At 67.6% G+C, this 25863-nt stretch carries 26 protein-coding genes; 8 read left to right on the top strand and 18 right to left on the bottom strand.

The window, feature by feature from the left end:
- The first annotated feature begins 126 nt into the window (after nucleotides 1-126).
- Both DSX2_RS17520 and DSX2_RS07055 read left to right on the top strand, forming a co-directional pair.
- A complete protein-coding gene (locus DSX2_RS17520; RefSeq protein WP_020880481.1) occupies nucleotides 127-1278 on the top strand; it encodes a site-specific integrase in 1152 nt (383 codons plus the stop codon).
- Between the two features lie 381 nt (nucleotides 1279-1659).
- Entirely contained in the window at nucleotides 1660-2562 is a 903-nt protein-coding gene (locus DSX2_RS07055) for a tetratricopeptide repeat protein (RefSeq protein ID WP_152512868.1), read from the top strand.
- 213 nt (nucleotides 2563-2775) lie between these two features.
- Here the strand turns inward: DSX2_RS07055 and DSX2_RS07050 are convergent, their stop codons facing one another.
- Nucleotides 2776-3849: a response regulator gene (locus tag DSX2_RS07050; RefSeq protein ID WP_020880479.1), complete on the bottom strand. Its 1074-nt coding sequence runs from the start codon at nucleotides 3847-3849 to the stop codon at nucleotides 2776-2778.
- Between the two features lie 168 nt (nucleotides 3850-4017).
- Nucleotides 4018-4803 carry an HD domain-containing protein gene (locus DSX2_RS07045; RefSeq protein ID WP_020880478.1) on the bottom strand — a complete coding sequence of 262 codons (786 nt, stop codon included), beginning with the start codon at nucleotides 4801-4803 and terminating at the stop codon, nucleotides 4018-4020.
- A 203-nt stretch (nucleotides 4804-5006) separates the two neighbouring features.
- Between DSX2_RS07045 and DSX2_RS07040 the strand changes: the two genes are divergently transcribed.
- The gene (locus DSX2_RS07040; RefSeq protein WP_020880477.1) at nucleotides 5007-5405 is read left to right on the top strand and encodes a response regulator; all 399 of its coding nucleotides are present in this window, start codon (nucleotides 5007-5009) and stop codon (nucleotides 5403-5405) included.
- A 99-nt stretch (nucleotides 5406-5504) separates the two neighbouring features.
- Nucleotides 5505-6455: a Tim44 domain-containing protein gene (locus tag DSX2_RS07035; RefSeq protein ID WP_020880476.1), complete on the top strand. Its 951-nt coding sequence runs from the start codon at nucleotides 5505-5507 to the stop codon at nucleotides 6453-6455.
- Nucleotides 6456-6545: 90 nt separating this feature from the next.
- Here the strand turns inward: DSX2_RS07035 and DSX2_RS07030 are convergent, their stop codons facing one another.
- The 16 genes from DSX2_RS07030 to DSX2_RS06955 all read right to left on the bottom strand — a co-directional run bounded on the left by DSX2_RS07030 (nucleotide 6546) and on the right by DSX2_RS06955 (nucleotide 21460).
- Nucleotides 6546-7640, bottom strand: coding sequence for a glycosyltransferase family 4 protein (locus DSX2_RS07030; protein ID WP_020880475.1), 1095 nt, complete (start codon nucleotides 7638-7640; stop codon nucleotides 6546-6548).
- Nucleotides 7641-7702: 62 nt separating this feature from the next.
- The gene (locus DSX2_RS07025) at nucleotides 7703-8659 is read right to left on the bottom strand and encodes an aminotransferase class IV (RefSeq protein ID WP_020880474.1); all 957 of its coding nucleotides are present in this window, start codon (nucleotides 8657-8659) and stop codon (nucleotides 7703-7705) included.
- Nucleotides 8660-8664: 5 nt separating this feature from the next.
- On the bottom strand, nucleotides 8665-9693 hold the full coding sequence (locus DSX2_RS07020; protein WP_020880473.1) for an aspartate-semialdehyde dehydrogenase: 1029 nt from the start codon (nucleotides 9691-9693) through the stop codon (nucleotides 8665-8667).
- Nucleotides 9694-9713: 20 nt separating this feature from the next.
- A complete protein-coding gene (metF, locus tag DSX2_RS07015) occupies nucleotides 9714-10583 on the bottom strand; it encodes a methylenetetrahydrofolate reductase [NAD(P)H] (protein WP_020880472.1) in 870 nt (289 codons plus the stop codon).
- Between the two features lie 35 nt (nucleotides 10584-10618).
- Complete coding sequence (locus DSX2_RS07010; RefSeq protein ID WP_020880471.1) at nucleotides 10619-11035, bottom strand: (deoxy)nucleoside triphosphate pyrophosphohydrolase; 417 nt, start codon at nucleotides 11033-11035, stop codon at nucleotides 10619-10621.
- A 47-nt stretch (nucleotides 11036-11082) separates the two neighbouring features.
- Entirely contained in the window at nucleotides 11083-11400 is a 318-nt protein-coding gene (locus tag DSX2_RS07005; RefSeq protein WP_020880470.1) for a hypothetical protein, read from the bottom strand.
- The gene (gene abc-f / locus DSX2_RS07000; protein ID WP_020880469.1) at nucleotides 11400-13385 is read right to left on the bottom strand and encodes a ribosomal protection-like ABC-F family protein; all 1986 of its coding nucleotides are present in this window, start codon (nucleotides 13383-13385) and stop codon (nucleotides 11400-11402) included. The genes DSX2_RS07005 and abc-f overlap by 1 nt, the downstream gene beginning before the upstream one ends.
- Before the next feature lie 335 nt (nucleotides 13386-13720).
- Nucleotides 13721-14128 (bottom strand): bacteriohemerythrin, encoded by a 408-nt coding sequence (locus DSX2_RS06995; RefSeq protein ID WP_020880468.1) that lies wholly within the window; start codon nucleotides 14126-14128, stop codon nucleotides 13721-13723.
- A 70-nt stretch (nucleotides 14129-14198) separates the two neighbouring features.
- Nucleotides 14199-14606, bottom strand: a complete 408-nt coding sequence (locus DSX2_RS06990; protein WP_020880467.1) for a bacteriohemerythrin — start codon at nucleotides 14604-14606, stop codon at nucleotides 14199-14201.
- Nucleotides 14607-14883: 277 nt separating this feature from the next.
- The gene (gene leuB / locus DSX2_RS06985; RefSeq protein WP_020880466.1) at nucleotides 14884-15963 is read right to left on the bottom strand and encodes a 3-isopropylmalate dehydrogenase; all 1080 of its coding nucleotides are present in this window, start codon (nucleotides 15961-15963) and stop codon (nucleotides 14884-14886) included.
- Nucleotides 15964-15966: 3 nt separating this feature from the next.
- Nucleotides 15967-16467, bottom strand: coding sequence for a 3-isopropylmalate dehydratase small subunit (locus tag DSX2_RS06980; protein WP_020880465.1), 501 nt, complete (start codon nucleotides 16465-16467; stop codon nucleotides 15967-15969).
- A gap of 13 nt (nucleotides 16468-16480) precedes the next feature.
- On the bottom strand, nucleotides 16481-17740 hold the full coding sequence (gene leuC / locus DSX2_RS06975; protein WP_020880464.1) for a 3-isopropylmalate dehydratase large subunit: 1260 nt from the start codon (nucleotides 17738-17740) through the stop codon (nucleotides 16481-16483).
- Entirely contained in the window at nucleotides 17725-19260 is a 1536-nt protein-coding gene (locus DSX2_RS06970; RefSeq protein ID WP_020880463.1) for a 2-isopropylmalate synthase, read from the bottom strand. The genes leuC and DSX2_RS06970 overlap by 16 nt, the downstream gene beginning before the upstream one ends.
- 103 nt (nucleotides 19261-19363) lie before the next feature.
- Nucleotides 19364-20134, bottom strand: coding sequence for a CDP-diacylglycerol--serine O-phosphatidyltransferase (pssA, locus tag DSX2_RS06965; RefSeq protein ID WP_020880462.1), 771 nt, complete (start codon nucleotides 20132-20134; stop codon nucleotides 19364-19366).
- Between the two features lie 28 nt (nucleotides 20135-20162).
- Nucleotides 20163-20816 (bottom strand): phosphatidylserine decarboxylase family protein, encoded by a 654-nt coding sequence (locus tag DSX2_RS06960; RefSeq protein WP_020880461.1) that lies wholly within the window; start codon nucleotides 20814-20816, stop codon nucleotides 20163-20165.
- The gene (locus DSX2_RS06955; RefSeq protein WP_020880460.1) at nucleotides 20816-21460 is read right to left on the bottom strand and encodes an HAD family phosphatase; all 645 of its coding nucleotides are present in this window, start codon (nucleotides 21458-21460) and stop codon (nucleotides 20816-20818) included. Before DSX2_RS06955 ends, DSX2_RS06960 begins: the two co-directional genes overlap by 1 nt.
- Nucleotides 21461-21565: 105 nt before the next feature.
- Here DSX2_RS06955 and DSX2_RS06950 point away from each other — a divergent pair, with 105 nt between their 5' ends.
- From DSX2_RS06950 to DSX2_RS06935, 4 genes are all read left to right on the top strand, one after another.
- Complete coding sequence (locus DSX2_RS06950) at nucleotides 21566-22774, top strand: histidine kinase dimerization/phospho-acceptor domain-containing protein (RefSeq protein WP_020880459.1); 1209 nt, start codon at nucleotides 21566-21568, stop codon at nucleotides 22772-22774.
- A gap of 25 nt (nucleotides 22775-22799) precedes the next feature.
- Nucleotides 22800-23744 carry a DUF523 and DUF1722 domain-containing protein gene (locus DSX2_RS06945; protein WP_020880458.1) on the top strand — a complete coding sequence of 315 codons (945 nt, stop codon included), beginning with the start codon at nucleotides 22800-22802 and terminating at the stop codon, nucleotides 23742-23744.
- Nucleotides 23745-23784: 40 nt separating this feature from the next.
- Nucleotides 23785-24699, top strand: coding sequence for an aldo/keto reductase (locus tag DSX2_RS06940; protein WP_020880457.1), 915 nt, complete (start codon nucleotides 23785-23787; stop codon nucleotides 24697-24699).
- Nucleotides 24700-24933: 234 nt separating this feature from the next.
- On the top strand, nucleotides 24934-25851 hold the full coding sequence (locus tag DSX2_RS06935; RefSeq protein WP_020880456.1) for a DUF362 domain-containing protein: 918 nt from the start codon (nucleotides 24934-24936) through the stop codon (nucleotides 25849-25851).
- Nucleotides 25852-25863: the final 12 nt, after the last annotated feature.

The following is a 25863-nucleotide window of genomic DNA, read 5'->3' as shown; positions in this document are numbered from 1 at the left end:
CGGGCGACGCGCGAGAAGCGGCAGAAAGCCCCCATGGCATCCTCCGCGGCTGGAATCATCGGCCGCCCGGTCGCAGAAATCATGGCCGAGTTGACGGGCGCTTCCCCCAGGCAGTAGAAACCACCGATGTCCATCGAGCATCGGCCTGACCGCAAAAGCCCATGGCGCGTCGTGTGGCGCAACCCGATCACGGGAAAGCGTGAGCACAAGGCCTTTGGCGAAAAGGCCGAAGCCCTCAAGTTCGATTCTCTCATCAAGCACCGCATCAAGTTCGAGCCCGAATCCTTCGACGACGGGACAGAGCCAAGGCGCGACGCCTTGACCCTGGACGGGCTCGTGCTGCTCTACCTGCGGGACAAGAAGATGTCTGACCTGGACACCCGCAAGACGCTCTGCCACGTCAAGCCGCTCCTCGAGGCTGTTGGGCGCGTGCTCGTGTCCACCATGACGGTTCAGGACATGCGGCGCGGGGTGTCCGCGCTGAAAGCGACAGGGATCAAGCAGGTCACGATCAATCGAAGGGTCTCCATCGTCAAGGCGGCCTTGAACTGGGGCGAGGATAACGGCGTGATCGAGCACAACCCCGTCCCCCGCTTCTCATTCCCTCGCGGAGACGAGACGCGCATACCTCCGCCGACTCCGGCAGAGATCGAGCGGATCATGATGGTCACGCCGGAACATGTCCGGCGTGTCGTCATCCTCGGGGCTGCGCTCGGAGTGCGCATCGGTCCGTCAGAGTTGTTCGCATTGCGATGGGAGAATGTGGACACCTCTTCCGGAATGGTGCGTGTGACCGCCGCCAAGAAGAACAAAAAGCGCCCATGGCGAGATCTGTACATCCGGCCGGAACTTCGGCCATTGCTGGAGGCATGGGAAAGACAGGATGCGCTGGACAGAGCAAAGCACGAGGAGCACGGCAAGTCGGTCGATGGACGTTACGAGCACCTCATCCATTGGCGCGGGCATCAAGTCTCCTCCATCAAGACGGCATGGTGGTCGATGTTGAAGCGAGCCGGAATCACACGCCGCATTCGCCCCTACGACCTGCGCCACGCATTTGCCACCTACGCCCTGGATGCAGGAGCCGACCCCAAAGCCGTCGCCGAGGTCATGGGGCATGCGGACATGGCGATGGTCCATCGGCACTATCAGCACGTCCTGGAGAGGCAGCGCCGTGACGCCCTGGAAAAGGCCCCTCTTCCCGGGGGACATTCCGGGGGACTCGCGGGGGACTTTTCGGGCACTTTTGACGCCCCCGACGAAAATAAAATTCAGTAAAAACAAGACTTAATATGAAAGCCTGCGCGTTCGCAACGCGTAGGTCGAGAGTTCAAATCTCTTCGTCTCCACCAGATAAATCATGGGGTTAGGCTGCAAGGCCTGACCCCTTTTTCATTGCAGGCATACCGGGTGGCCCCATGACGAAACAGCCCTGCCAAGGCGTTCAGCACCCAGGCCGGAGCCCGAACAGATCCTCCGGTCCAGAGCGGCTTCACAGCCTTCGGACAAATCTTTCCGCCTTCCCCGGCGTGTTTATTTTCCGGCCCAAGGCCCCCCATTCCTTTTGCACCCCCGGACGAGTTCGCGTATAGGCCGGAGAGACCACTGCACAGCGCTTTCGCGGCCTTCCCGTCTCCCTGGAAAGACGGAGACGGCCGGGTGAAACGTCCGAGGAACAAGCGCGCGATGATGGACGACGACATTCCCGCCCCGAAGATCATGGGCATCTTCTCCGAGCGCGAGAAGAGCGGTCCGCCGACGATCGGCACCGTCTTCTGGTTCGCGCGCGAGGACGAGGACGGGACCATGGCCGTGCGGCCGCTGGACGACAACTTCATGCCCGCGGGCGAAGTGGAGCACTTCGAGCGCGAGGCCTTCCTCAAGCGCTTCTTCCTCGAGCCGGAGCTGTGGTACCGCCACGTCTCGCAGCGTCTGGCCCAGGGCGACTACTACCGCAAGAAGAACCTGCACATAGAGGCCAAGATCGAATACAATAAGGTCCTGGCCATCGACGAGGAGAACGTGCGGGCCAACTTCGGCCTCGGGCTCACCTACCTGGCCATGAACGAGCTCGAGAAGGCGAGCTACGTCTTCGAGACCATCGTCAGCCTGGACGAGGCCTTCACCCCGGTGCACAAGCACCTCTTCAACGAATTCGGCATCGCCATGCGCAAGAAGGGCATGTTCGAGATGGCCCTGCGCTACTACGGCCGGGCCATAGGCGTGGCCCCGGACGACGAGAACATCTTCGTCAACGTGGCCCGCGCCTGCCACGAAAAGGGCGACGTGGAGGCCGCGCTGGACGCCCTGCGCAAGGCGCTGCAGCTGAACCCGGCCCATCGCGAGGCCGGGGCCTTTCTTGACTACCTCTTCAAGCACGGCGTCATGCCCAAGGACCAGGCCCTGCGCGAGTTCTTCGCCGCGGTGCGCGGACCGGCCAGGAAGACGGGAGCCGCCCGCGCGGACCGGGCCCTCCCGCAGGAACCCCGCTCTGCGTCCGAGGCCGAATCCCCTTCCGAGGCCGCGTCCAGGTCCAAGGCCTCTCCGCCCTCCCGGGACTGACCGACCGGGGAAACGCATTCTCTCGGCTCCGGCTGCCGGCCGTCCAGACCTTCCGGCTGCACACGATTCGCTGACGCCCCCATCCTCAGACCGCTCAAAACGTGCCGGGTGCAAGGAGCAGGTAAAAGCCGGGCCCTCGCGCAGTTCTCCTTCGCGAGGGCCCGGCTTTTTCGCGGCGACGCCGCAGACGGCGCGTTTTCAGCTGTCCGAGACCTAGTCGTCGTCGACCACGGACTCCGAGCGCCGCCGGGCTTCCTGGCCCTGGGCGCTGGGCAGCGCGGGCACGCTCCATTCCTCGCCCGTGAGCAGGCTGTAGAGCTTGCGCGCCTCGAGAAAGGCGGGATTGCGGGTCAGGGCCTGGCGCACCGTGGACAGGGCGTGCCCCTTGTTGCCCATGAAGTAGTGGGCCTTGGACATGTTGAAGTAGACGTTCTCGTCCTCGGGGGTGAGCTTGACCGCCTGGTCGTAGGCGTGCAGGGCGCCCACGTTGTCTCCCTCCCGGCGCAGCCGGACGCCGAGGGTGTTGAAGGGGTTGGGCGCGCCGCTCTCGTACTTCAGGATCTCGATGAACAGCTCCTTGGTCTCCTCCAGGCGGTCGAACTGGGCGTGGGTCTCGGCGGCCTTCTTGAGGAAGAGCTTGTAGTTGTCGAAATCGCCCTTGCCCTTGTAGGCGTCGGCCAGGCCCTTGTAGGCCTCGGCGAAGAGGGCGTTGATCTTGACGGCCTTCTTGAAGGCGATGATGGCCTTGCCGTACTTGCGCTTGAACAGGAAGCTGCAGCCCATGTCGTAGTACTTCCTGGCCTCGTCCTGGCCGGAAAGCACCTCCTCGTAGGCCTCGATGGCGTCGTCGAACTCGCCCCGGCTGACCATGTCCCGGGCCTCCTCGAGCTGGATCTCCTCGATCTCGCACACGGCCTCCACGTTCAGGGCGAGCTTCACGTGGCGCTCGAAGGTCTCCATGGAATAGGGCCTGAGGATGTAGCCCGCGCAGCCCGCGGAGATGCAGTCCAGGACCTTGGTCTTCCTGTTCTCCAGGGTGACCATGACCACCGGGATCCGGGTCAGGTTCATGTTCTGGCGCAAGAGACGCAGGAAACGCACGCCGTCCATGTCCGCGAGCGCGCTGTCGCAGAAGATGATGTCCACCCGGTTGCGCGAGAGGTAGTCGAAGGCGTCCGACCCCTTGTCGAAGAAACGCACCACGCGCGGCCCGAAGGCCAGCACGGACTGCTTGTCGCGCTTGGCGTGCGTCTCGTTGTCGGTGAGGATGATGACCGAGTCGAACATACGTCGCTGTTCAGCCGCGGCAGACCATGCGCGCCGGCTGTGCCCCCCATGCCTTCTGATAGTGGGAGTTGCGGACGAAGGCAAGTTCTGCGCATGCAGGCAGAACTCCGGCGCCTGTTCAGCGCTCGGGGTCGTTGCGGCCGTTCGGCGGTCTGCTCGAGCCTCGGATCAGGGAGCGGCCCTGCGTGCGAGCTCGGCGCGCAGGAGCGCGGGCAGGTCGGCGAGCTCGGGCGCGGGCGGCAGCAGCGCGGCCATGCGGCCCACGTAGTCCCGCTCCAGAAAGGCCCTGGCCGAGGCGGCCAGGTTCAGGTCGTGGACCCAGGAGAGCATGAGCAGCTTGAAGTCGTTGCTCCAGCGCAGGTCGGCGTAGCTCGCCAGGCGGCCCCCGCGCAGGTCCGCGAGCATGCCGGGGCTGTAGGCCGTGGGATGCTCCTCCGTGCGCAGGCGCATGAAGGCGGGCTTCTCGCCCTCGGCCGAGAAGTAGTCGAGCATCACCGTGTAGATGTCGAGCTTGTCCGCATCGCGCAGCAGGCGGGCCAGGAAGCCGAGCGGCGTGTCCGCCGCGCGCCGCACGCCGCGCCGGTTGTGCAGCATGATCGCGCCGTAGACCAGGCGGCGCTCCGCCTCGGGCACGGACGCGAGGAAGCCCTGCTCGAGGCAGACGCGCACGGAGAGCCGGGCGTGGTTGGCCGAGGCGGGGTCGTTGAAGGTCTTGTAGCGCGCGTACTGCGTGAAACGCCCCACGTCGTGGAAGAGCCCGGCCAGCAGGGCCGCGCGCCGCGGCACTCCGGCGGAGGCCAGGGCCGCGCCGTGCGCATCCGCCAGCCCCCGGGCCTCGGCATAGACGCGCAGGGAATGGTCGAGCTTGACCTCGTGCGCGTAGTCGTCCCCTTCGCCGCGGAAAAAGCCTCGTGCATAGGCCGCGAAGGCCTCTTCGAAGGGGCGCATGTCCATGTCCGTCTCCTGTCGCATGATTTTTTCACTCCGCTCGAGCGGTGCTTCCGCCTCAGGGCGGTAGCGCGAACAGCCGCTCCCGGCAAGGCTGCAGGCCGCCCGGGAGCGAAGGCAGGGCGGGCCGAAGAGCCTGTGGCGGCCTTGATTTAATCTGAAAAGGCTCTATGTAGAAGGCAGAATTCACGACAGGACGAGGTTCGAACATGCGCGCGCTCATCGTCGAAGACGACTTCACCAGCCGCAAGCTGCTGCAGAAGATACTGGCTCCCTTTGCCGAATGCGACATCGCGGTCAACGGGCAGGAATCCGTGGAGGCCTTCACCCAGGCCCTGGACGAGGAACGTCCCTACGACCTCATCACCATGGACATCATGATGCCGGAGATGGACGGTCAGCAGGCCCTGCGCCTCATCCGCCAGGTGGAGAAGGAGCGAGGCAGGCGCGGCGAGGACGAGGTCAAGGTGGTCATGACCACGGCCCTGGACGACCCCAAGAACGTGGTCGAGGCCTACTACAAGGGCGGAGCGACCTCCTACATCCCCAAGCCCATCGACAAGCACATGTTCCTGCATCTCCTGCGCAACCTGGGCCTCATCGAGTAGCCGCCGCGGCACGCATCCGGACGCCGGTTTCACCGGCGCGTTCCGCACCGAGGGCCCCAGGCGGCGGCCCGAGGCCCCCAGAGCATCCACGAGTCCATCATGTCATCGAAATCCATTTTTCTCGTCATCGCCGCCCTGCTCGCGGCGATCTGCCTCGCGGCGCCGCAGGGCGCAGAGGCCTCCCGCCTGGGCGGCGGCAGGTCCTTCGGCGGCGGCTCGGGCTACAGCCGTCCGGTTCCCTCGCCCTCGCGCGGCTTCTCCCAGCCCTCCTCGCCCGGTGGGATGTCCCCCGGGGGCCAGGGCCAGAGCATGCCCATGCGCCGCGGCATGAGCCCGTTCGGCGGCATGTTCTACGGCGGGCTGCTCGGCTCCATGTTCTTCGGCCACCCCTTCGGAGGCGTCGGCGTGTTCGACATCCTGATCATCGGCATGCTCATCTGGGTGGTGGTGCGCTTCCTGGGCTCGCGCGGGCGCAGGGGGCCGACGGACCGCCACTACGGCAACAACAGCCACGGCGGCATGGAGAGCGACGATTTCGAGTCCGGCCAGGGATACGGCCGCGACGCCCGCTACCGCGCCGCGGAGCAGGCCTGGGACGCCCTGCGCTCCCCTTCCGAGCGGCGCGGCCCGGAACTGGGACAACAGGCCGACGTGGCCGAGGGCGTGCATCTCCCCGCCGGATTCGACGCCGACGAGTTCATGAAGGGCGCCAAGATCGTCTTCGCCCGCCTGCAGGAGTCCTGGAGCGGCCGCGACCTGGACGACATCCGGGAGTTCACCACCCCGAACATGTACGGCGAGATCGAGCGCCAGGCCAAGGATGACCCCACGCCCGCTCCCACGGACGTGCTGGTCATCAACGCGCGCCTCATGGAGGTCAAGCAGCAGGGCCGCGCCACCTCGGCCACGGTCTACTACGAGGTGACCATGCGCGAGAACCGCGCCATGGCGACCACGGAGCAGGTGCGCGAGGTCTGGACCTTCGTGCGCGACGAAGCCGACCCCAAGGCCATGTGGAAGCTGGACGGCATCCAGCAGATCGAAAAGTAGCCGGCAGACAGTAGAAAGAAAAGATCAGCAGCCGCAGCCTGCCGCCATCGACCCCGGCAGGCGGCAGGAACGGCGGGTGCAAGCCGTGCGTCAGACGAGAAGAAACCCCTCAAGCTCTCCCAGGGTGCGTTCCGTGGTGAAGAGCGCCTCCAGCCGCCGCCTTCCGGCCTCCCCCATGCCCGCTCGCAGGTCCTGATCGAGGACCAGCCGCTCCAGGTTCGCCGCCAGGGCCGTCGCGTCACGGGGCGGGGACAAGAGCCCCGTCTCCCCGTCCGCCACTATCTCCGGAATATTGCTGCCGCCGAAAGAGGCGATGGGCAGCCGCATGGCCATGGCCTCCACGAGCGTGTAGCCGAAGCCTTCCCAGAGGGAGGAACAGGCCAGCACGTCCAGGGAGGCGTAGAAGCCCTTGATGTCCTCGACGAAGCCGAGAAAGCGCACCACGTCACTGATCCCGAGGCCGTCCGCCTGGCGGCGCAGGTCCTGCTCCAGTTCGCCGGAACCGGCCAGGAGCAGCCGGAAGGGGACTCCCCGCCCCTTCAGCCCGGCCACGGCCTGCAGCAGGTACTCGTGGCCCTTCTGCTTCGTCAGCCTGCCCGCGGCGCCTATGGTCACGAGGCCCGGCTCGACGGGCACCAGGGGCTTCCCCGGCTGGGCGTCGAAGGCCGCGAGATCGAGGCCGTTCGGGATCACGCGGATCCTCTCCTGCGGGATCAGCGCCGGGTTCTTAGAGAGGACCATGCGCTTCGTGTCGTTCGAGTTGCACAGGAGCTTGGTCAGCACGCGGCGGAAGAGGAAGCGGTTGAAGAACGTGTCGCGCGTGGGCAGCGCGATTCCCCGGCGGAAGATGATGTCCGGGACCCCCGCCAGCCTGGCGGCCAGTCCTCCGGCCTTCATGTCCGCGGGCAGCGCGAAGATCACCTTCTCCACGCCCTGGGCGCGGAAGAAGGCGGACAGCCTGAGCAGTATGGCGGGATTGAGGAAGCTCGTGTTGCCGAGAGGCAGCCGCAGCAGGGGGATGCCGCCCCTGCGCTCGAGCCTGTCGCCGAGCTCCGAGGGGACGTTGGCCACGGCGCTGACCGTCCAGCCGCGTTCGGAAAGCAGGCGCGCGTGGTCGAAGAACCACTTCTCGCCGCCGCCCCACGCCCGGTTGGAATTGAACAGACAGATCGAGCGACGCATCATGACACCGGCATTCCGGGCCCGGGGGCGGCTGTGCAGCCGCCCCCGGACCCGGCCATGACCCGCTACGCGTTGTAGACGGGGATGCCGTTCTCCTGCAGGTCCTTTTTCAGAAGCTCGCGCATCCGCTTGGCCACCGGCCCGGGACGCGCGTCGTGGATGGGCTTGCCGTTGAAGCGGACGATGCTGACCGCGTCTACGGTGGTGCCCACGACGATGAACTCGCGGGCCTCGTAGATCTCGGACTCGCGGATCTTGCCGAAGTCCACCTTGCGCTCGCCCGAGATGAGTTCCATGGCCCGGCGCATGGTCGTGCCGGCCAGGCAGTTGTCGAAGGCCGGAACGCGCAGCACGCCGTCGCGGTCCACGATGCAGACGTTCTCCACCGCGCCCTCGGCCAGGAAGTCGTGCTCGTCGAAGCAGATCGGGTAGTCGAAGCCCTTCTGCACGGCCTCGCGCTTCATGAGCATGTTGGGCAGGTAGTCCGTGCTCTTGATCGTGGCCATGTAGCTCTGCTTGGCCGGGATGCTCGTGCGGAACGCGGTGACTCCCTTGGCGTAGGCCTCCTCGCTCTTGGGCGTGAAGGTGTAGGCCACCACGTAGAGCGCGGGCAGCGGGCACTCCAGGGGATCGATGCCGAAGCCGCCCGGGCCGCGGCCGAGCAGCACGCGGACCATGCCGTTCGGCCTGTTCGCGGCCTTGGCCACCTGGATGCAGATCCCGCTCACCTCTTCCAGGGAACAGGGCGGCGCGAGGAAGATGGAGCCTGCCGAGCACTGCATGCGCTTCAGGTGCGGGTCAAGCTGGTAGAGCTTTCCGTCCACCCACTTCATGGTCTCGAACACGCCGTCGCCCCGGTGGACCAGATGGTCGTCCCAGAGCATGAGCATGAGGCGCGGGTCGGTGCCGATGACGCCGAGGCGGTGCTCGTAGAAGGCGAGCATCTTCTCGCCGCCGGGCCTGTGCGCGGCCAGGAGCCGCTTCAGATATTCGTCGCTGTCGACGACAGGAATGGTGTTCATTTCTTTTACTTCACCCGGACCAGGTCCTTCAGGATCAGGGTCTCGGCGATCTGCACGGCGTTCAGCGCCGCGCCCTTGCGGATGTTGTCGGCCACGATCCACATGTTCAGGCCGTTCTCGACGGTCTCGTCCTTGCGGATGCGGCCGACGAAGGTGTCGTCCTCGCCCGCGGCGTCCACGGCCATGGGGTAGATCTTCTCGCGCGGGTTGTCGAGCACGTGCACGCCCGGGGCCTGCGAGAGGATGGCCCGCGCCTGCTGCGGCGAAAGCGGCCGCTCGAACTCCAGGTTCACGGACTCGGAGTGGCTGTAGAACACCGGCACGCGCACCGTGGTCGCGGTGACCTTGATGGACGCGTCGCCCATGATCTTGACCGTCTCGTTGACCATCTTCATCTCTTCCTTGGTGTAGTCGTTCTCAAGGAAGACGTCGATCTGCGGCAGGCAGTTGAAGGCGATCTGGTGCGGGTAGACCTCGGCCACGGCCTCCTGGCCGGACATCAGGCGGCGGACCTGGTTCTCCAGCTCCACGATGGCCTTCTGGCCCGTGCCGGACACGGCCTGGTAGGTGGAGACCACCACGCGCTTGATGCGCGCCGCGTCGTGCAGGGGCTTCAGCACCACGACCATCTGGATGGTGGAGCAGTTGGGGTTGGCGATGATGCCCTTGTGCCATTCGAGGTCGTCGGGGTTGACCTCGGGCACGACCAGGGGCACCTCGGGGTCCATGCGCCAGGCGCTCGAGTTGTCCACCACCACGCAGCCGGCCTTGGCGGCCAGGGGAGCGAACTTCTCGGACGTGGAGCCGCCCGCGGAAAAGAGCGCGATGTCGAAGCCCGCGAAGGAATCCTCGCGCAGCTCGCGCACGGTCAGCTCGCCGCCCTTGAAGGGCACGGTGGTTCCGGCCGAACGGGAGGAGGCGAAGGGAACGACCTCCGCGGCGGGGAAGTCGCGCTGTTCGAGGACCTTGAGCATCTCGCGGCCGACCGCGCCCGTGGCGCCGGCGACCGCAACCTTCAACTGATCCTTGGCCATGAGAGGTTCCTCCAGGAAACCTAGATGTTGAGCTCGCCCGCGATGTGCAGGCAAGCGTCCGCCTTGTTCAGGGTGTACAGATGCACACCCGGGGCGCCGCCGTCAATGAGGCGTCGGCATTGGTCGATGGCGAAGCGCATGCCGATCTCGCGCACGGCCTCGCTGCCGCCCTTCTTGTCCGCGGCCTCCAGCTCCAGGTAGAAGGAGCCGGGAATGCTGGCCCCGCACAGGGAGAGGATGAAGCGGATGGAGGCCAGGCTCATGATGGGCAGGATGCCGGGGATCACCGGCACCGTGATGCCCATGGAGCGCAGCCTCTCCACGAAGTCGAAATACTGGCGCACGTCGAAGAAGAGCTGGGTGACGATGAAGTCGGCGCCCTTCTCCACCTTGAACTTCGTCCAGCGCAGGTCCTCGGCCACGGTGGGCGACTGGGGATGCGGCTGGGGGTAGCCCGCCACGCCCACGCACAGCCCGGGGAAGCGCTCGCGGGCGAAGGTCACCAGATCCGAGGCGTGCTGGAAGCGCTCGTTGTCCGGCGCGAAGTCGCAGCCGCGCGGCGGGTCGCCGCGAAGGGCCAGGATGTTCTCGATGCCCGAGTTGGTCAGCGCGTCGAGGAAGGCGGCGATGCGCTCCTCGGTGGCGCCCACGGTGGTCAGGTGCACGAGCGGCTCGTAGCCGATCTGGTTCTTCAGGCGCGCGGCGATCTCGAGCGTGTTGTCCTGCGTGCTCCCGCCCGCGCCGTAGGTCACGGAGACGAAGAGCGGCGCCACGGCCTTCAGCTTCTCGGCCTCCTCGAAGAACGAGCCCCATTGCTCGCGCTCCTTGGGCGGGTAGAACTCAAGCGAGACGAAGGGGGTCTTTTGCTCGATCAGATCGCAGATGCGCACGCCATTCTCCTTGCTGCAGGGACCTCGGCCGGGTCCTACATTTCGCCGCCCGGCGCGGACAGCCCAATGATCTCGGCCAGGATGTCCTCGTCGGCGGGCAGAAAGGTCAGATCGCAGGGGACGCCGGGCATCAGCCAGGCCATCTCCTGGCCCTCGCGGGGCTCGGGCTCGCCGTCCACCTCGCGGACGTGGAAGAAATGCAGCCGCACCGAGACGTGGTCGTAGTCGTGCCGCGCCACGCGGGCGAACTCCATCTGGCGCGCACGCACGCCGAGTTCCTCGTCGAGCTCGCGCACCAGGGCGCGCTCGGCCGACTCGCCGGGCTCCACCTTGCCGCCGGGAAACTCCCAGTAGCCGGCCATGCTCGTGCCGGGCGGCCGCCTGACCGCGAGGAACCGGCCATCCTGCCAGAGGATGCCCGCAGCCACGTCGATGATCCTGTGTTCGCTCATCACTGTTCCGTCGGCCCGCGATGCCCGCAGGACCGGTTCGGCCCGGATCAGTTCGGCCGGACGCTGTCCATGACGTTGTCCAGGTCGAAGGACTTGGAGGAATAGCCTCCCGGACGGAGCGTGTAGCGCGTGATCTGCCATTCGAGGTTGTCGATCACGTCCAGGCCGCCCCAGCCGCCCTCCTCCATCACCGCCACGAGGAGATCCAGGGCCGCGTCGACATCGACCCACGGACCTTCGTGGTCGATGTCCAAGAGGCCGTTTGTATAGCCCACGGAGTCAAAAGGCAACTCGGCGCGCAGCCGCGCAAGCGCCTCGGCGGGAATGCCCTTGACCGTGCCGTAGATGCGGTAGGCGGCCTGCATCAGCCCTCCTCCCCGGCGGCAAGCTCGGCGCGGCGCGCCTCGAGCTCGCCTATGGCGGCCTCGAGCCCCGAGAGTTCCAGGAAAAGCTCCTCCTCCCGCTCCTTGGTCCGCTTGTAGTCGCTCGTGAGCTGCACGAAACGCGACTGGTCCGCGTAGGTCTCGGGCAGGGCAAGGACGCGCTCGAGCTCGGCCTGGGCGGAGGCCACCTGGTCGAGTTCGGCCTCGAGCCTGTCGTAGGCCTCCTTCTTGGGCTTGAGCTCGCGGTAGAGGGTGTTGCGCAGCTCGGCGCGGCGCCGCTTCTCCTCCTTGTCGAGCCTCTTGCGCATCTGCTGCTCGGGCGCGGGACAGGAGCCCGTCTCCTCGCCGCCCGCCTCGCGGGCCTGGTCGCGGCGGCAGCGCTCATACTCCGCGAAGCCGCCCATGTGCCGCGTCATGCCATCGTGCGAGAGCGCCCAGGCCTCCGCGGCCACTTCCTGCATCAGCCAGCGGTCGTGGGCCACGAGCAGCAGCGTGCCCTCGAAGGCCGAGAGGGCCTCGATGAGCGCCTCGCGGCTCTCGAGGTCGAGATGGTTGGTGGGCTCGTCCAGCACCAGGAAGTTGCAGCGCTTGAGGAACAGGCTGGCCAGCACCAGGCGGCTCTTCTCGCCGCCGGAGAGGCGCTCCACCGGCCGGTCGAAGAAATCCTCGCCCAGCAGGAAGAGGCCGAGCGTGGACATCAGCTGCTCCTCGGTGCAGCGCGGGTCCGAGAGGCGGCGCATCTCGCCGATCACCGTGCCCGAGAGGTTCAGTATCTCTGTCTGGTGCTGCGAGTAGTAGCCGAGCCGGGTCTTGGCGCCCAGGATGACGTGTCCTTCCTGGGGACGCAGCTGGCCGACGAGGAGCTTGATGAGCGTGGACTTGCCCGCGCCGTTGGGCGCCACCAGGGCGATCTTCTGCCCGCGGTAGACGGTGAAGCTGAGCGGGCTCCAGAGCGGCGGCCGGTCGACGTACCCGCCCACGAGGTCCACGGCCTGGATGACCACCTTCTCCGAGGGCTCGGGCGTGGGCAGGCTGAAGGACAGCGTCTTTCGGCGACGCTCCGGGGTCAGCTCGGAGAGCTCTTCCTTCAGCTTCTCCACGACCTTCAGCTTGCTCTGGGCCTGGGCCGCCTTGCGCGCCTTCACGCGGAAACGGCGGATGTAGTCCATCTGCCGCGCGATGCCCGCCTCGATCTTCTCGGCCTGGCGCGCGCGCACGACCTCCTGCTCCTCGAGCCAGGCCACGTACTGCGTGAAGTTGCCCCGGCGCGGCACGGCGCGGGCCGTGCCGAGCGGCAGGACGTGCGTCGCCACGCGGTCCAGGAAGACGCGGTCGTGGGCCACGAAGACCACGGCGCCCGCGAAGCCGAGCAGGTACTGCTCGAGCCATTCCACGGCCTCGAGGTCGAGGTGGTTGGTGGGCTCGTCGAGCAGCAGCAGGCTCGTGCCCTGCACCAGCACGCGGGCGAGCTTGGCGCGCTCGCGCCAGCCGCCGCTGAACTGCCCGAGGCTCTTGTGCAGGTCGTCGCGGGAAAAGCCGAGCCCCATGAGCACGGATTCGGCCTTGTGCTCCGGGTTGTAGCCGAAGCGCGCCTCGAGCTCGGCCTGCTCCGCGGCCAGGCGCGAAAGCGCGGCCTCGTCGCCCGTGGCCAGCGCCTCCTCCCAGCGCGCCCAGAAGCCCGCCCAGGAGGGGAAGACCGCCAGGACGAAGGCGAGTATGCCCTGCTCCAGGTCGCCGGGGGAGAATTCCTGGGCCACGTAGCCGACGCCCGCAGGGTCGGAGGCCTTGATCTCGCCCCTGTCCGCCTCGGCCACTCCGGCCAGGATGCGCAGCAGCGTGGACTTGCCGCAGCCGTTGGGACCGACCAGGGCAAGGCGGCTGCCGTCGGCCACGTCGAAGGAAAGGGCCGCGAAGAGATCGCGGCCCCCGTAGGACTTGGAAAGATTCTGAACGGAGAGACCGGACATCGCTGGTCGTTGCAACCTCGTGGCGAAATGAAATATTCCAACGTGTTAAACGAGACTGATTAGGATATCAGAAGGCTTGGAAAAGTCAAAAGCCGCGTGCCCCACCGAGAAGGGACGGGAACGGAAAAAGTGGGGGAAAAGAGGGAAATCGTCGGCAGGAAGGGAGGGCGCTCGCCGGAGGTCCGGCCTCCCTCCCCCAGGTGCGGCGAATCGACGGTCCGGGCGGGAACCGCGGCATCCTGCGGGAGGTAGCGCAGGGGCCCCGACAACCCTGCCGCTGCGTTCCGCCCGGACCGTCTCGGGGGTGATGGCGGGTGGGCGCGCTACGGCGCGTCTCAGCGCGCGCCCTTGGCTTTCAGGTAGGACACGTACTGCATGTCCTGCCCCTGGATATGGTTCACCAGCCAGTCGGAAAGGAACTTGGCCACCGGCATGGTCAGGAACTTCCTGCCCGCTGCGCAGTCCGCCTGGAAGGCCGCCGCCTTGTCCGTGAACTTCCTGTGCTCGTCCGCGTGCCGCGCGGTATCGGGATAGCCGCTGTCGGCGAAAAGCTTCTCTTCGGCCGTGAAATGCTGCGCGGCGTATGTGTTGAGCCTGCCGACAATGGTCGTGCAGACCTCGCCGCCCTTGCCCCCGCTCATGGCCGTCAGCAGCTCGTTCAGGGTGTCCACGAGCTGCCTGTGCTCGCGGTCCACGGAAGCGATGCCGGTTTCCAGCTCAGGTCCCCACTTGATGATGCCCATGCGTCCTCCTCATGCGTTCTCCGTGCTCCGGGGCCGCTCTCCGAAGGCCTGCCCAGGAAAAGGCACGGCCTCAGCGCACGCCTTTTTCCTTGAGGAAAGGCACGTATCCCATGTCCAGGCGCTGGATGTGGTTGACCATCCAGTCGGAGAGGAACTTGGCCATCGGCATGGTCAGGAATTTCTTGCCCGCCGTGCAGTCCGCCTTGAAGGCGGCGACCTTGTCCGTGAACGTCTTGTGCTCGGCCGCCTGGCGATCGCAGCCGGGATAGGCGTGGGCGGCCAGGAGCTTCTCCTCGGCCGTGAAATGGCTGATGGTATACTTTTCGAGCTTGCCGATGATGGTCGAGCAGACCTCGCCCCCCTTGCCCTCGCTCATGGCGCCCAGCAGCTCGTTCAGGGTGTCCACGAGCTGCCTGTGCTCGCGATCCACGGCAGAGATGCCGGTCTCGAGTTCGGGTCCCCATTTGATGATGCTCATGTGGTCTCCTTGTGCGTTTCCGTGCGGCGGCCGAGACTCGATCAGCGTCTCGGCCAAGTCCGAGGCTTCCTTCATACCCCGGGGGCTTTTTTGTTGCCTACCGTTTGGGCCGCAAAAATAATTCGGTCACGCAGACAATAACCCACGCCGTTTTTTGCCATCCGATTCCGGTCGATTGAACTCCCGCTTCCTGCGCCGAGTGACGAAAAAGGGGCCGCGGCGATGCCGCGGCCCCTTGGGAATGCCGGAATGCGCGATGCGCCGAGGAGAGCCTCGGCTATTTCGCGATGCGCTCCGCCACCAGGCTGCCCATCTTCTCGCAGCCGACGAGCTTCGCGCCTTCCTGCATGATGTCGCCGGTGCGCCAGCCTTCCTTCAGCACCGCGCGCGCCGCGGCCTCGATGGCCTCGGCCGGGGCGGCCATGTCCAGGGAATGGCGCAGCATCATGGCCACGGAGAGGATGGTGGCCAGGGGGTTGGCCTTGTCCTGTCCCGCGATGTCCGGGGCCGAGCCGTGGATGGGCTCGTAGAGCCCGGGGCCGGAGGAGCCGAGAGAGGCCGAGGGCAGCATGCCGATGGAGCCGGTGATGACCGCGGCCTCGTCCGAGAGGATGTCGCCGAAGAGGTTGCCGGTGACCATCACGTCGAACTGGTGCGGCGCGCGCACGAGCTGCATGGCCGCGTTGTCCACGTACATGTGGGAGAGCTCCACGTCCGGGTAGTCCTTGGCCGTGCGGATGACCACCTCGCGCCACAGCTGCGAGACGTCGAGCACGTTGGCCTTGTCCACGGAGCAGAGCTTCCCCCGCCGCTTGCGGGCGGCCTCGAAGGCCACGCGGGCGATGCGCTCGATCTCGGACTCGGCGTAGACCATGGTGTTGAAGGCCCGGCGCTCGCCGTCCTTGGTCTCCTCGCCCTTGGGCTCGCCGAAGTAGATGCCGCCCGTGAGCTCACGCACGATGAGCACGTCCAGGCCCTGCGCCGCGATGTCCGCGCGCAGCAGGCAGGCGTGGCGCAGCTCGTCGAAGAGCGTGGCCGGGCGCAGGTTGGCGAACAGGCCCATGGCCTTGCGGATGCCGAGCAGTCCCCGCTCCGGGCGGATGGACTTCTCGATGTTGTCCCACTTGGGGCCGCCCACCGCGCCCAGGAGCACGGCGTCAGCGGCCGTGCAGGCCGCGACCGTGGCCTCGGGCAGCGGGGTGCCCGCGGCGTCGATGGCCGCGCCGCCGAGCAGCGCCTCCGAGGTTGCGACCGTGAAGCCGAAGGCCTTGGCCGTGACGTCCATGATCTTGACCGCCTGGGCCATGATCTCCGGGCCGATGCCGTCGCCCGGCAGAAGGCAGATGTTCAGGCTCATCGCTTATGCTCCCTTGGACAGGCGTTCCTTGACGTACGGCACGAGCCCGCCCTTATCCAGTATGTTCTGCATGAAAGGGGGCACGGGCTGGCAGGAGATGCTCCTGCCGTTCGTCAGGTCCTTGACCACGCCCGTGGCGGTGTCCACTTCGAGCTGGTCGCCGTCCGCGATCTGCTCGGCCAGCTCGCCCACCTCGAGCAGCGTGAGTCCCATGTTGAAGCTGTTGCGGTAGAAGATGCGCGCGAAGCTGTGTGCCACGACCACCTTGATGCCCGCGCCGATAAGGGCGATGGGCGCGTGCTCGCGCGAGGAGCCGCAGCCGAAGTTCTCGCCCGCGACCATGATGTCGCCGGGAGAGACGCGCTTGATCCAGCCGGGCTCGAGCCCCTCCATGCAGTTGCGGCCGAGCTCGTCCGGATCCGTGGTGACCAGGAAGCGGGCCGGGATGATGGCGTCCGTATCGATGTGCGCGCCCACCTTGTGGGCCTTGCCTTTGACTATCATCTCACGTCTCCTTCTACAGCGAGTCCGGATGCACGATGCGTCCGGCCACGGCCGAGGCGGCGGCCACGGCGGGGCTCGACAGGTAGACCTCGGACTCGAGGCTGCCCATGCGGCCCTTGAAGTTGCGGTTGGTGGTGGCGATGGCGCGCTCGCCCTTGGCCAGGATGCCCATGTGGCCGCCCAGGCACGGGCCGCAGGTCGGCGGCCCGATGACCGCGCCCGCGTCCAGGAAGACCGTGAACAGGCCTTCCTCCATGGCCTGCCGCCAGATGCGCGGCGTGGCGGGCAGGACGATGAGGCGCACGCCCTTGGCGGCCTTCCTGCCCTTCAGGACCTCGGCCGCGGCGCGCAGGTCGGAGATGCGGCCGTTGGTGCACGAGCCGATGACCGCCTGGTGGATGACCACGTCGCCGACCTCGCCGACCGGCTTCACGTTCTCGGGCAGGTGCGGGCAGGCGACCTGCGGCGCGAGCTTCGAGACGTCGATGTGCAGCCTTCTCTCGTACACGGCGTCCTCGTCACCGGCCATGGGCTCGCAGCCAGGATGGCCGTGGGCCTTGGCGAAGTCGAGGGCGACCTTGTCCACCGGGAAGAGGCCGACCTTGCCGCCCGCCTCGATGGCCATGTTGGCGATGGTCATGCGCGATTCGGCGTCCATGGCCGAGACGGTCTCTCCCGCGAACTCGAGCGCCTTGTACAGCGCGCCCGAGACGCCGATCTCGCCGATGACCTTGAGGATCAGGTCCTTGGCCGAGAGCCAGCGGGGCATCTCGCCGGTGAAGTCCACGCGCACGGTCGGCGGGATCTTGAACCAGGTCTCGCCCGTGGCCATGGCCGCGGCGATGTCCGTGGAGCCCATGCCCGTGGCGAAGGCCCCGAGCCCGCCGTAGGTGCAGGTGTGGCTGTCCGCGCCCACGACCACGTCGCCGGGGCCGACCAGGCCCATCTCGGGCAGCAGCGCGTGCTCCACGCCGCACTCGCCGCCTTCGATGTAGTGGGTCACGCCCATCTCGTGCGCGAACTCGCGCACGCCCCGCACCTGCTCGGCGGAGTCGATGTCCTTGTTCGGCGTGAAGTGGTCCATGACCAGGGCCACGCGGTCCTTGTCGAAGACCTTCTCGGCGCCCATGGCGCGGAAGGACTTGATGGCCAGCGGGGCGGTGATGTCGTTGGCCAGCACCAGGGAGACCCGGCAGCGGGCGATCTGCCCCGGTCCGGAGATCGCCTCGTCGCAGTGCCGCTGCAGGATCTTTTCGGCTAAAGTACGGCCCATTCTCTTTTCTCCTCTTTCTTGGCCAGACGGTTCAGCGCGTTCAGGTAGGCCTTGGCGCTCGCCACGATGATGTCGCCGTCGGAGCCACGGCCCACGGCGTTCTTGCCGGCGAGCTCCATGCGCACGGTCACCTCGCCCTGGGCGTCGGTGCCGCCGGTCACGGCGCTGACCAGATATTCGAGCAGACGGGGCTTTTGCCCCACTATCTCCGAGATGGTGTGGAAGACGGCGTCCACCGGCCCCATGCCGAAGCCGGAGAGCTTCTTCTCCTCGCCGTCCACCTCCATGACCACGGCGGCCGTGGGCGGCACGCCGGTGTTGCCCGCAAGCACGCTCAGCGTCCGCAGGGCGTACTTGTCCGGGATGCGGAAGATCTCTTCCAGGACCAAGGCTTCCACGTCTTCGTCGAAGATCTTCTTTTTCTTGTCCGCCAGCCGCTTCACCGCCTCGAAGACCGTGGCTGTCTGCTCGTCGTTCAGGTTGAAGCCGAGTTCCTTCAGCTTGGCCGTGAGCGCGGTGCGGCCCGAGTGCTTGCCGAGCACGATGTCCGTGCCCGAGCGGCCGATGCTCTGCGGGGTCATGATCTCGTAGGTCTGGCGGTTCTTGAGCATGCCCGCCTGATGGATGCCCGATTCGTGGGCGAAGGCGTTGCGGCCCACGATGGCCTTGTAGGGCGGGATGGGCATGCCGATGATGCGCGAGAGCAGGCGGCAGGAGGGATAGAGCTGCTCGGTCTCGATGCCGGTCTCAAGCTCGAAGAAGGGCTGGCGCACGTTGAGCGCCATGACCACCTCTTCCAGGGCGCAGTTGCCCGCGCGCTCGCCGATGCCCGAGAGCGTCACCTCGGCCTGGCGCGCGCCCGCGCGCAGGGCGGCCAGGGTGTTGGCCGTGGCGAGGCCGAGGTCGTTGTGGCAGTGCACGCTGAACACGGCCTTGCCCGAGTTGGGCACGTTCGCGATCAGCCAGGAGATGAGGTCGCCGAACTCCTCGGGCTGGGCGTAGCCCACGGTGTCCGGGATGTTGATGGTCGTGGCGCCCGCCTCGATGGCCGCCTCGACCACCGTGGCCAGGAAGGGACGCTCGGAGCGCGAGGCGTCCTCGGCCGAGAACTCCACGTCGTCGCAGAGCGACCTGGCCAGCGTCACCGCGTCCTTGGCCATCTGCAGGACCTGCGCGGGCTCCTTGCACAGCTTGTACTGCATGTGCAGGGGGCTCGTGGCGAGAAAGACGTGGATGCGGGGCTTCTCGGCGTCCTTGATGGCCTCCCAGCAGCGCTCGATGTCCGCGGGCACGCTGCGCGCCAGCCCGGCCACGCTGCATTTGGAGACCGCGCCCGCAATGGCGCGCACGGACTCGAAGTCGCCCGGGCTCGCGGCCGGGAAACCGGCCTCGATGATGTCCACGCCGAGCCGTTCCAGCTGCTTGGCGAGCCTCACCTTCTCGTCCTGGCTCATGGTCGCGCCGGGAGACTGCTCTCCGTCACGCAAAGTCGTGTCGAAAATGCGGATCTTGTCGCTCATTTGGTCCCTCCGTGGGGGTATTCGTCAGAATTGTCAAGCCGGTGCCGAGCACCGAGGCCGGGGGCCTATGGGATGGACGCGCGCGGACCGCGCGCGGCGGAGCCTAGGATAGCCCCTGAGACTGGTCGCCTAGGAGGCGAGGGCGGCGGCGCGGCAGGACAATGAAGGTGTAGACGATGCCGGAGACCATGTAGAAGGCGAAGATCGGGAAAAGCAGGAGCGCGGGCTCGGAAGCCACGAGCACGAAGAGCAGCACGGCGGTGACCAGGGAGCCCATGGCGTGGGCCTTGAACCAGCCGTACTCCTTGAAGGCGAAGTAGCGGATCTTGCTGACCATGAGGAAGGAGAGCCCGTAGGCCAGGATGAGGCAGAGCGGCGCCATGATGGCGTGCACCGCGCTCGGCGGCAGGGTCTCGTGGAACAGGACCAGCGTGGCCAGGGTGCAGCCCGCGGCCGGGGTGGGCAGGCCGGTGAAGAGCAGCTTGCCTGCGCTGGACGTCTGGACGTTGAAGCGGGCCAGGCGCAGGGCCGCGCAGGCCATGAACAGGAAGCAGGCCATGAGGCCCAGGCGGCCGTAGGCGCGCAGCTGCCAGAGATAGGTGAGCAGGGCCGGGGTGACGCCGAAGGCCACGAGGTCGGCCAGGGAGTCGAGCTGGACGCCGAACTCGCTGGCAGTGTGGGTCAGGCGGGCGATCTTGCCGTCCAGGCCGTCGAGCACGCAGGAGACGAGCACGGCCCAGGCGGCGGATTCGTACGCGCCGTTGATGGCCATGGTCATGCCCAGGAACCCGGCGAACATGCTCGCCGTGGTCATGAGGTTGGGCAGGATGTAGACGCCCCTTCTCCGGAGCGAGCTCTTCCTTTGTTCGTCCACGTGATCGTCCAAATTCAATGGCAAATTCTCAGACGCCTTTGCCGCGCTTCGGCCTGGCCAGGGCGGTCTGCCCCGCCACGGTCCGCTCGCCTTCGGCAACACACGGCTCATAGTCATGCGGGAGATAGACGTCAACCCGCGAGCCGAACTTGATCATGCCGAAGCGAAGCCCGCGCGTCAATGCATCTCCGGTGTCCGCCCAGGTGACGATGCGCCGCGCCACCAGACCCGCGATCTGGACCACGGTCCAGGACCGCTCGCCGTCCTCGATGCGCAGCATGCAGCGCTCGTTGTCCTCGGAGGCCTTGTCCAGGGAGGCGTTCAGGAAGGCGCCGGGGATGTATTCGATGCGCGTCACGGTGCCCGCGGCAGGGGCGCGGTTCACGTGCACGTCGAAGACGTTCATGAAGATGCAGATCACGGTGCGCGGCTCGCGGGTGATGGGGTCCTCGGCCTGGCCCACTTTGACCACCTTGCCGTCTGCCGGGGCCACGGCCACGTCCTCGTCGTGCGGCGGCACGCGCTCCGGGTCGCGGAAGAAGTGCAGCGAGAAGATCGTGGCCGCCAGGCCGAGAACGGCCAGGAAGGGCCAGCGCAGCAGCGCGAAGACGATCCCCGCGAAGGCGAACATGAAGATGTAGGGCACGCCCTCCGGGGCCAGCGCGATGCTCGGTCGCTTCATTACCGCTCCTCCCTGCCGGAGCCATCCGGCGCCAGGGGCAGGAGCCCCGGAAAGTAGGCCGCGAAGTCGCGGGCGAAGGCCTGAAGCCCCGTGAAGTGGATGGCTTTCAGGCCCACGTCGCGGGCCACGGCGATGTTGCCCTCGGCGTCGTCCACGAAGAGCGAGGTCGCGGGGTCGGCGCCCATCTGTGCGAGGGCGATGTCGAAGAACTCCCGCTGCCCCTTGTGGTGGCCGTAGCGGTAGCTGTTGAAGACCTTGTCGAACTCGCGGAAGAAGCCGTCGCGCGCGTCGAGCTCGTCCAGCCAGTTGGTCTGGTCCGAGAGCATGGCGACCTTGACCTTCTGGGCGCGGAGCCTGCGCACGAGGTCGATCATCAGCGGCCTGACGCGGAAGCGGGAGAGGATCTCGCGGCGCAGGTCGTCCGCGGAGACGGCCGGGTGCAGGTCCTTTTCCACGCGCCGCCAGAACTCCGCCTCGCCCGCGTGGCCGGTGATGTAGCCCGTGGCGATGATGATCTCGCGCACGTCCCAGAAGAACGCCTCTGGATCGCGCCCCTCCTGGGCGGCCACGGCCTTCAGGCCGTTCAGGAAACCTTCCTCGGCGATGACGCCGCCGAAGTCGAAAAAGACGTGTCGTATGCTCATGTTCTGTGTGTCCCCTTGTGACGAGGGCACAGGATTAGCCGCCAGGGCTGCCCGCGTCAACGCGAATGCGTTGCAATTTTCCGCTCCGCTGTTACAAAGGTCTCAATGGATACCCTCTCTCCCATGCTCGTCACCCACCTCTCTCCCCCGCTGACGCGGCTGCGCTTCTTCCGCGAGCAGCTCGGCATCTCGCCCGGGGTCAGCGACGTTCTCGCGCCCTGGCGCCAGGCCTTCCTCGGCCGCAAGGAGGCCATGAGCGAATTCCTGTACAGACTCATCTCGGGCTACGCGCAGACCAAGATCGTTCTCCAGCACCAGACCTCCGAGGAGCGGCTGCGCCACAACTGGCAGGGGTGGTACGAGCGGCTGTGGCAAGACCCGCAGAGCGACGAATTCCTCTCCGCGCTGTGGCGCAGCGGAACGCGTCACGTGCAGTACGGGGTGGACCACCGCTTCATCAGCCTGGCCTACTCGCACGTGCACCGCTTCTGCGAGGCCGAGGTCCGGAGCATCGTGCCCCAGGACGAGCAGGCCGCCGTGGCGCAGGCGCTGAACGGCCTCTTCGACCTCTGCCTGCTGGTGGAGACCGACGCCTTCATCAACAGCGCCAGCCGCTGCGACCTCGACGTCATGGCCGGCGTGGCCCACCAGATCAGGAACCCGCTGATGATCATCGGCGGCAACGCGGCGGCGCTCATGCGCAGCGCGGCCGAGGACACGCGCGCCCGCCAGGCCGGGGAGACGATCATCGACGAGGCCAAGCGGCTCGAGCGCATGGTCAAGAACGTGGGCGTCTACGTCACCACCCTCTCGCGCGAGCCCGTCTTCGCCAAGGTGGAGATCGAGCCCCTGCTGCAGGAGATGGTCGAGCTCCTGCGAGGCGAGAAGGCCCTGGACGGCTGCCGCGTGAGCCTCGAACTCGATCCGGAGGCGCGCGTGGCCGAGGCTGACCGCGAGACCCTCCTGCCGCTCTTCTACCACCTCCTGCAGAACGCCGCCGAGGCCACGGACCCGGGCGATCCGCGCCTGACGATCACCTCGCGCCCGTCGCGCATCATGCCCGGCTTCGTGGAGCTGCGCATCTTCAACACCGGCGACCTGCCGAAGAACGTCTCCGAGGAGAGCCTGTTCCTGCCTTTCCACTCCTCCAAGGCGTACGGCACAGGCTTCGGCCTGCCCATCGCCCGGCTCGCCGCGCGCAAGAACTTCGGCACCGTGGAGCTCTCTCGCGCGCCTGACAAGGGAACCTACGTGGACGTGGTCCTGCCCGGCCCGGGCGCCGTGGACGCCAGCGGCCTGTTCGTGAAGACCTAGGCGCCCGAACTTTTTGGAGGAAGACATGCGACTTCGCCTGGGCGTCAGCTCCTGCCTGCTCGGCGCAAAGGTCCGCCACGACGGCGGGCACCGGCTGGACCGCTGGATCCACGACACTCTGGGCGCCTTCGTGGACTTCGTGCCGGTCTGCCCGGAGACGGAATGCGGCCTGCCCGTGCCGCGCGAGGCCATGCGCCTCGTCGGCGACCCGGCCGCCCCGCGGCTCGCGGGCAGCCGCAGCGGCCACGACTTCACCGCGCAGATGAAGGATTTCTGCGCCCGGCGCGTGGCCGAGCTTGCAGGCGAGGACCTCTGCGGCTTCATCTTCAAGGCCAAGAGCCCGTCGAGCGGCCTTCACCGCATCAAGGTCTACGACGAGCGCGGCATCCCCCGGGAGACGGGCGTGGGCCTCTTCGCCCGGGCATTCCAGGAGGCCTTCCCCCTGCTGCCCTGCGAAGACGACGGCAGGCTGCACGACCCGGGGCTGCGCGAGAACTTCCTCGAGCGCGTCTTCACCATGCTGCGCTGGCGCGAGATGCTGGCCGAGGGGCCGGGGCTCGGCGAGCTCGTGGACTTCCACACCCGGCACAAGATGCTCATCCTCGCCCACTCCCAGCCCATCTACCGCGAGATGGGCCGCCTCGTGGCCGCGGGCAGGGAGACGCCCCTGCCCGACCTACTGCACGCCTACCAGGACCGGCTCATGGCCGCGCTCGCGGCCAAGACCACGCCGCGTCGCCAACTGAACGTGCTGCAGCATGCCGCCGGACACCTGAAGACCATGCTCACGGCCGACGAGAAGGCCGAGCTCGGCGAGGTCTTCGGCCACTATGCTGACGAGCACGTGCCGCTCATCGTGCCCGTGACGCTGCTCAACCACTACGTGCGCAAATACGGGGTTGAGTATCTGGCCCGGCAGGTCTATCTCAATCCGCATCCCATCGAGCTCAAGCTGCGCAACCACGCCTGAGCCGCGCCCAGCCCACCCGAGCCCCTGCGCGAGGAAGACCATGCCCGACGCCCCCGAACAGCATCCCGGCCAGTCCGCGAACCAGCCCTCGGCTTCCGCTCCCGCCGCCCTGCCCGACGCCTTCTTCGGCTCCACGGGCCGCAGCGTGAGCAGGCTGGGCCTCGGCGGCGAGGGGATCCTGCGCACCTTCGGGGAGGAGGCCGGGGCAGAGGCGGTCATCGACACGGCCCTGGCCGAGGGCGTCACCTATTTCGACACCGCGCCCGCCTACTCGGGCAGCGAGGGCTACCTGGGCCGCGCCTGGGCCAGGCACCCCGGCGCGCGCGAGCGGGTGTTCCAGACCAGCAAGTCCGCCCGCCGCGAGCAGGACGGCGCGCGCGAGGACCTGGAGAACAGCCTGCGCACACTGGGCACGGACCACCTGGACCTGTGGCAGATCCACGACGTGCGCACGGCGGAGGACATCGCCCGCATCGAGGGACCCGGCGGAGCGCTCACGGCGTTCACGGACGCCAAGGCCCGGGGCCTCGTGCGCCACATCGGCGTGACCGGCCATCACGACCCGGACGTGCTGCTGCACTGCGTGACCCATTGGCCCCTGGACAGCGTGCTCCTGCCCGTGAACGTGGCCGAGGGCGCGCTGCCCGGCTTCCTGGACCGCGTGGTCCCGGCGGCCAGGGCCCGTGGCATGGCCGTCGTCGGCATGAAGGTCTTCGGCGGCGGCCACTACATCTTCCCCCAGGGCCACGTCACGCCCGAGCTGCTGCTGCGCTTCGCGCTCTCCCAGGACGTGGACCTCGTGCTCGCGGGCTGCGGCATGCCGGACCACGTGCGCATCGCGGCCAAGGTGGCGCGCGAGTTCCGCCCCATGCCGCCCGCGGCCCAGGAAGAGCTCCTCGAGGCCTTCCGCCCCCACGCCGCGCAGCTGGCCTTCTACCGCGGCACAACGGCCTGAGCCGCGCGCCGCTTTCCCCGCGGCGCAATCTCCTTCCGCCCCCGTTGCGGCGTCCGGCAGGCCATGCGGCGCCGAACGCGAGGAATGGGCCGGCCTTTCGGACATTCCCCACTTGCCCCCCGGCCCGCTCTCGACCATTATCCGTATTCATGGCCCCTCCGGAAGGCTCCGGCCGGGGCCGCGGCAGGATGCACCGCAGCAGAGTCCGGGCGCCGCGCGCCCGGGGAGGCACCCATGCAGCGCAGGGATTTCCTCAAATGGCAGATGTCCGGAGCGCTCTGGCTGGCCGCCGGAGCCTCCCTCTTCGCCCCGTCCCGCCTCCTGGCCGCGGCCGAGCCCGACGTCGGCGTGGCCAAGGGGGATCCGGCCGCGGCCACGCGCTCGGCCGTGGAGCTTCTGGGGGGCATGAAGCGCTTCGTCCGCCCCGGCCAGAAGGTGCTCGTCAAGCCCAACATGAGCTTCGCCACGGACGCCGCCTCCGGCGCCGTAACCCACCCGGCCGTGGTCTCCGCCATCGCCCTCATGTGCAAGGAGGCGGGCGCGTCGAGCATCCTGGTCATGGACAACCCCCTGGCCTCGGCCGAGGCCTGTCTCGAACGCACGGGCATCCGCGCGGCCTGCAGGGACGTCGGGCCGGACATCGTGCAGGCCCCGAGCGCGGAGCGCTTCTTCCGCGAGGCCGCGATCCCCGGGGCCAGGGAGATGGAGTCCAACGTCTTTCTGCGCGAGGCCCTGGACGCCGACGTGCTCATCGCCGCGCCCACGGCCAAGTCGCACAGCTCGGCGGGCGTCAGCCTCTCTCTCAAGGGAATGATGGGGCTCGTCCGAAACCGCGGGGTGATGCACTCGCGCTACGACCTGGACACGGCCATCGTGGACCTGAACACCAGGCTCAAGCCCGCCCTGGTGGTGATCGACGCGATCTACGTGCTGTCCACCAACGGACCGGGCGGCCCGGGCAAGGTGCTCAGGGAGGACACGGTCATCGCCTCGGCCGATCCCGTGGCCGCGGACGCCTATGCCGTGGAGGCCTTCGAGTGGTACGGCAGGCGCTTCAAGGCGCGCCAGGTCGGCCACGTGCGGCAGGCCGCCGAGCGCGGGCTCGGCCGCATGGACCTCGAAGCCCTCGAGATCCGGCAGGTGACGCTCTAGGCGCCGCACGCG

The sequence above is a fragment of the Desulfovibrio sp. X2 genome, assembly GCF_000422205.1.
Lineage (GTDB): Bacteria > Desulfobacterota > Desulfovibrionia > Desulfovibrionales > Desulfovibrionaceae > Alkalidesulfovibrio.
This window is presented reverse-complemented; position numbering and strand designations above follow the sequence as displayed.

Coding starts and splice junctions, on each gene's coding strand:
- DSX2_RS17520 (WP_020880481.1), top strand. CDS start 127: ATGTCCATCGAGCATCGGCCTGACCGCAAAAGCCCATGGCGCGTCGTG.
- DSX2_RS07050 (WP_020880479.1), bottom strand. CDS start 3,849: ATGTTCGACTCGGTCATCATCCTCACCGACAACGAGACGCACGCCAAG.
- DSX2_RS07045 (WP_020880478.1), bottom strand. CDS start 4,803: ATGGACATGCGCCCCTTCGAAGAGGCCTTCGCGGCCTATGCACGAGGC.
- DSX2_RS07040 (WP_020880477.1), top strand. CDS start 5,007: ATGCGCGCGCTCATCGTCGAAGACGACTTCACCAGCCGCAAGCTGCTG.
- DSX2_RS07035 (WP_020880476.1), top strand. CDS start 5,505: ATGTCATCGAAATCCATTTTTCTCGTCATCGCCGCCCTGCTCGCGGCG.
- DSX2_RS07030 (WP_020880475.1), bottom strand. CDS start 7,640: ATGATGCGTCGCTCGATCTGTCTGTTCAATTCCAACCGGGCGTGGGGC.
- DSX2_RS07025 (WP_020880474.1), bottom strand. CDS start 8,659: ATGAACACCATTCCTGTCGTCGACAGCGACGAATATCTGAAGCGGCTC.
- DSX2_RS07020 (WP_020880473.1), bottom strand. CDS start 9,693: ATGGCCAAGGATCAGTTGAAGGTTGCGGTCGCCGGCGCCACGGGCGCG.
- DSX2_RS07010 (WP_020880471.1), bottom strand. CDS start 11,035: ATGAGCGAACACAGGATCATCGACGTGGCTGCGGGCATCCTCTGGCAG.
- DSX2_RS07005 (WP_020880470.1), bottom strand. CDS start 11,400: ATGCAGGCCGCCTACCGCATCTACGGCACGGTCAAGGGCATTCCCGCC.
- abc-f (WP_020880469.1), bottom strand. CDS start 13,385: ATGTCCGGTCTCTCCGTTCAGAATCTTTCCAAGTCCTACGGGGGCCGC.
- DSX2_RS06995 (WP_020880468.1), bottom strand. CDS start 14,128: ATGGGCATCATCAAGTGGGGACCTGAGCTGGAAACCGGCATCGCTTCC.
- DSX2_RS06990 (WP_020880467.1), bottom strand. CDS start 14,606: ATGAGCATCATCAAATGGGGACCCGAACTCGAGACCGGCATCTCTGCC.
- leuB (WP_020880466.1), bottom strand. CDS start 15,963: ATGAGCCTGAACATCTGCCTTCTGCCGGGCGACGGCATCGGCCCGGAG.
- DSX2_RS06980 (WP_020880465.1), bottom strand. CDS start 16,467: ATGATAGTCAAAGGCAAGGCCCACAAGGTGGGCGCGCACATCGATACG.
- leuC (WP_020880464.1), bottom strand. CDS start 17,740: ATGGGCCGTACTTTAGCCGAAAAGATCCTGCAGCGGCACTGCGACGAG.
- DSX2_RS06970 (WP_020880463.1), bottom strand. CDS start 19,260: ATGAGCGACAAGATCCGCATTTTCGACACGACTTTGCGTGACGGAGAG.
- DSX2_RS06960 (WP_020880461.1), bottom strand. CDS start 20,816: ATGAAGCGACCGAGCATCGCGCTGGCCCCGGAGGGCGTGCCCTACATC.
- DSX2_RS06955 (WP_020880460.1), bottom strand. CDS start 21,460: ATGAGCATACGACACGTCTTTTTCGACTTCGGCGGCGTCATCGCCGAG.
- DSX2_RS06950 (WP_020880459.1), top strand. CDS start 21,566: ATGGATACCCTCTCTCCCATGCTCGTCACCCACCTCTCTCCCCCGCTG.
- DSX2_RS06945 (WP_020880458.1), top strand. CDS start 22,800: ATGCGACTTCGCCTGGGCGTCAGCTCCTGCCTGCTCGGCGCAAAGGTC.
- DSX2_RS06940 (WP_020880457.1), top strand. CDS start 23,785: ATGCCCGACGCCCCCGAACAGCATCCCGGCCAGTCCGCGAACCAGCCC.
- DSX2_RS06935 (WP_020880456.1), top strand. CDS start 24,934: ATGCAGCGCAGGGATTTCCTCAAATGGCAGATGTCCGGAGCGCTCTGG.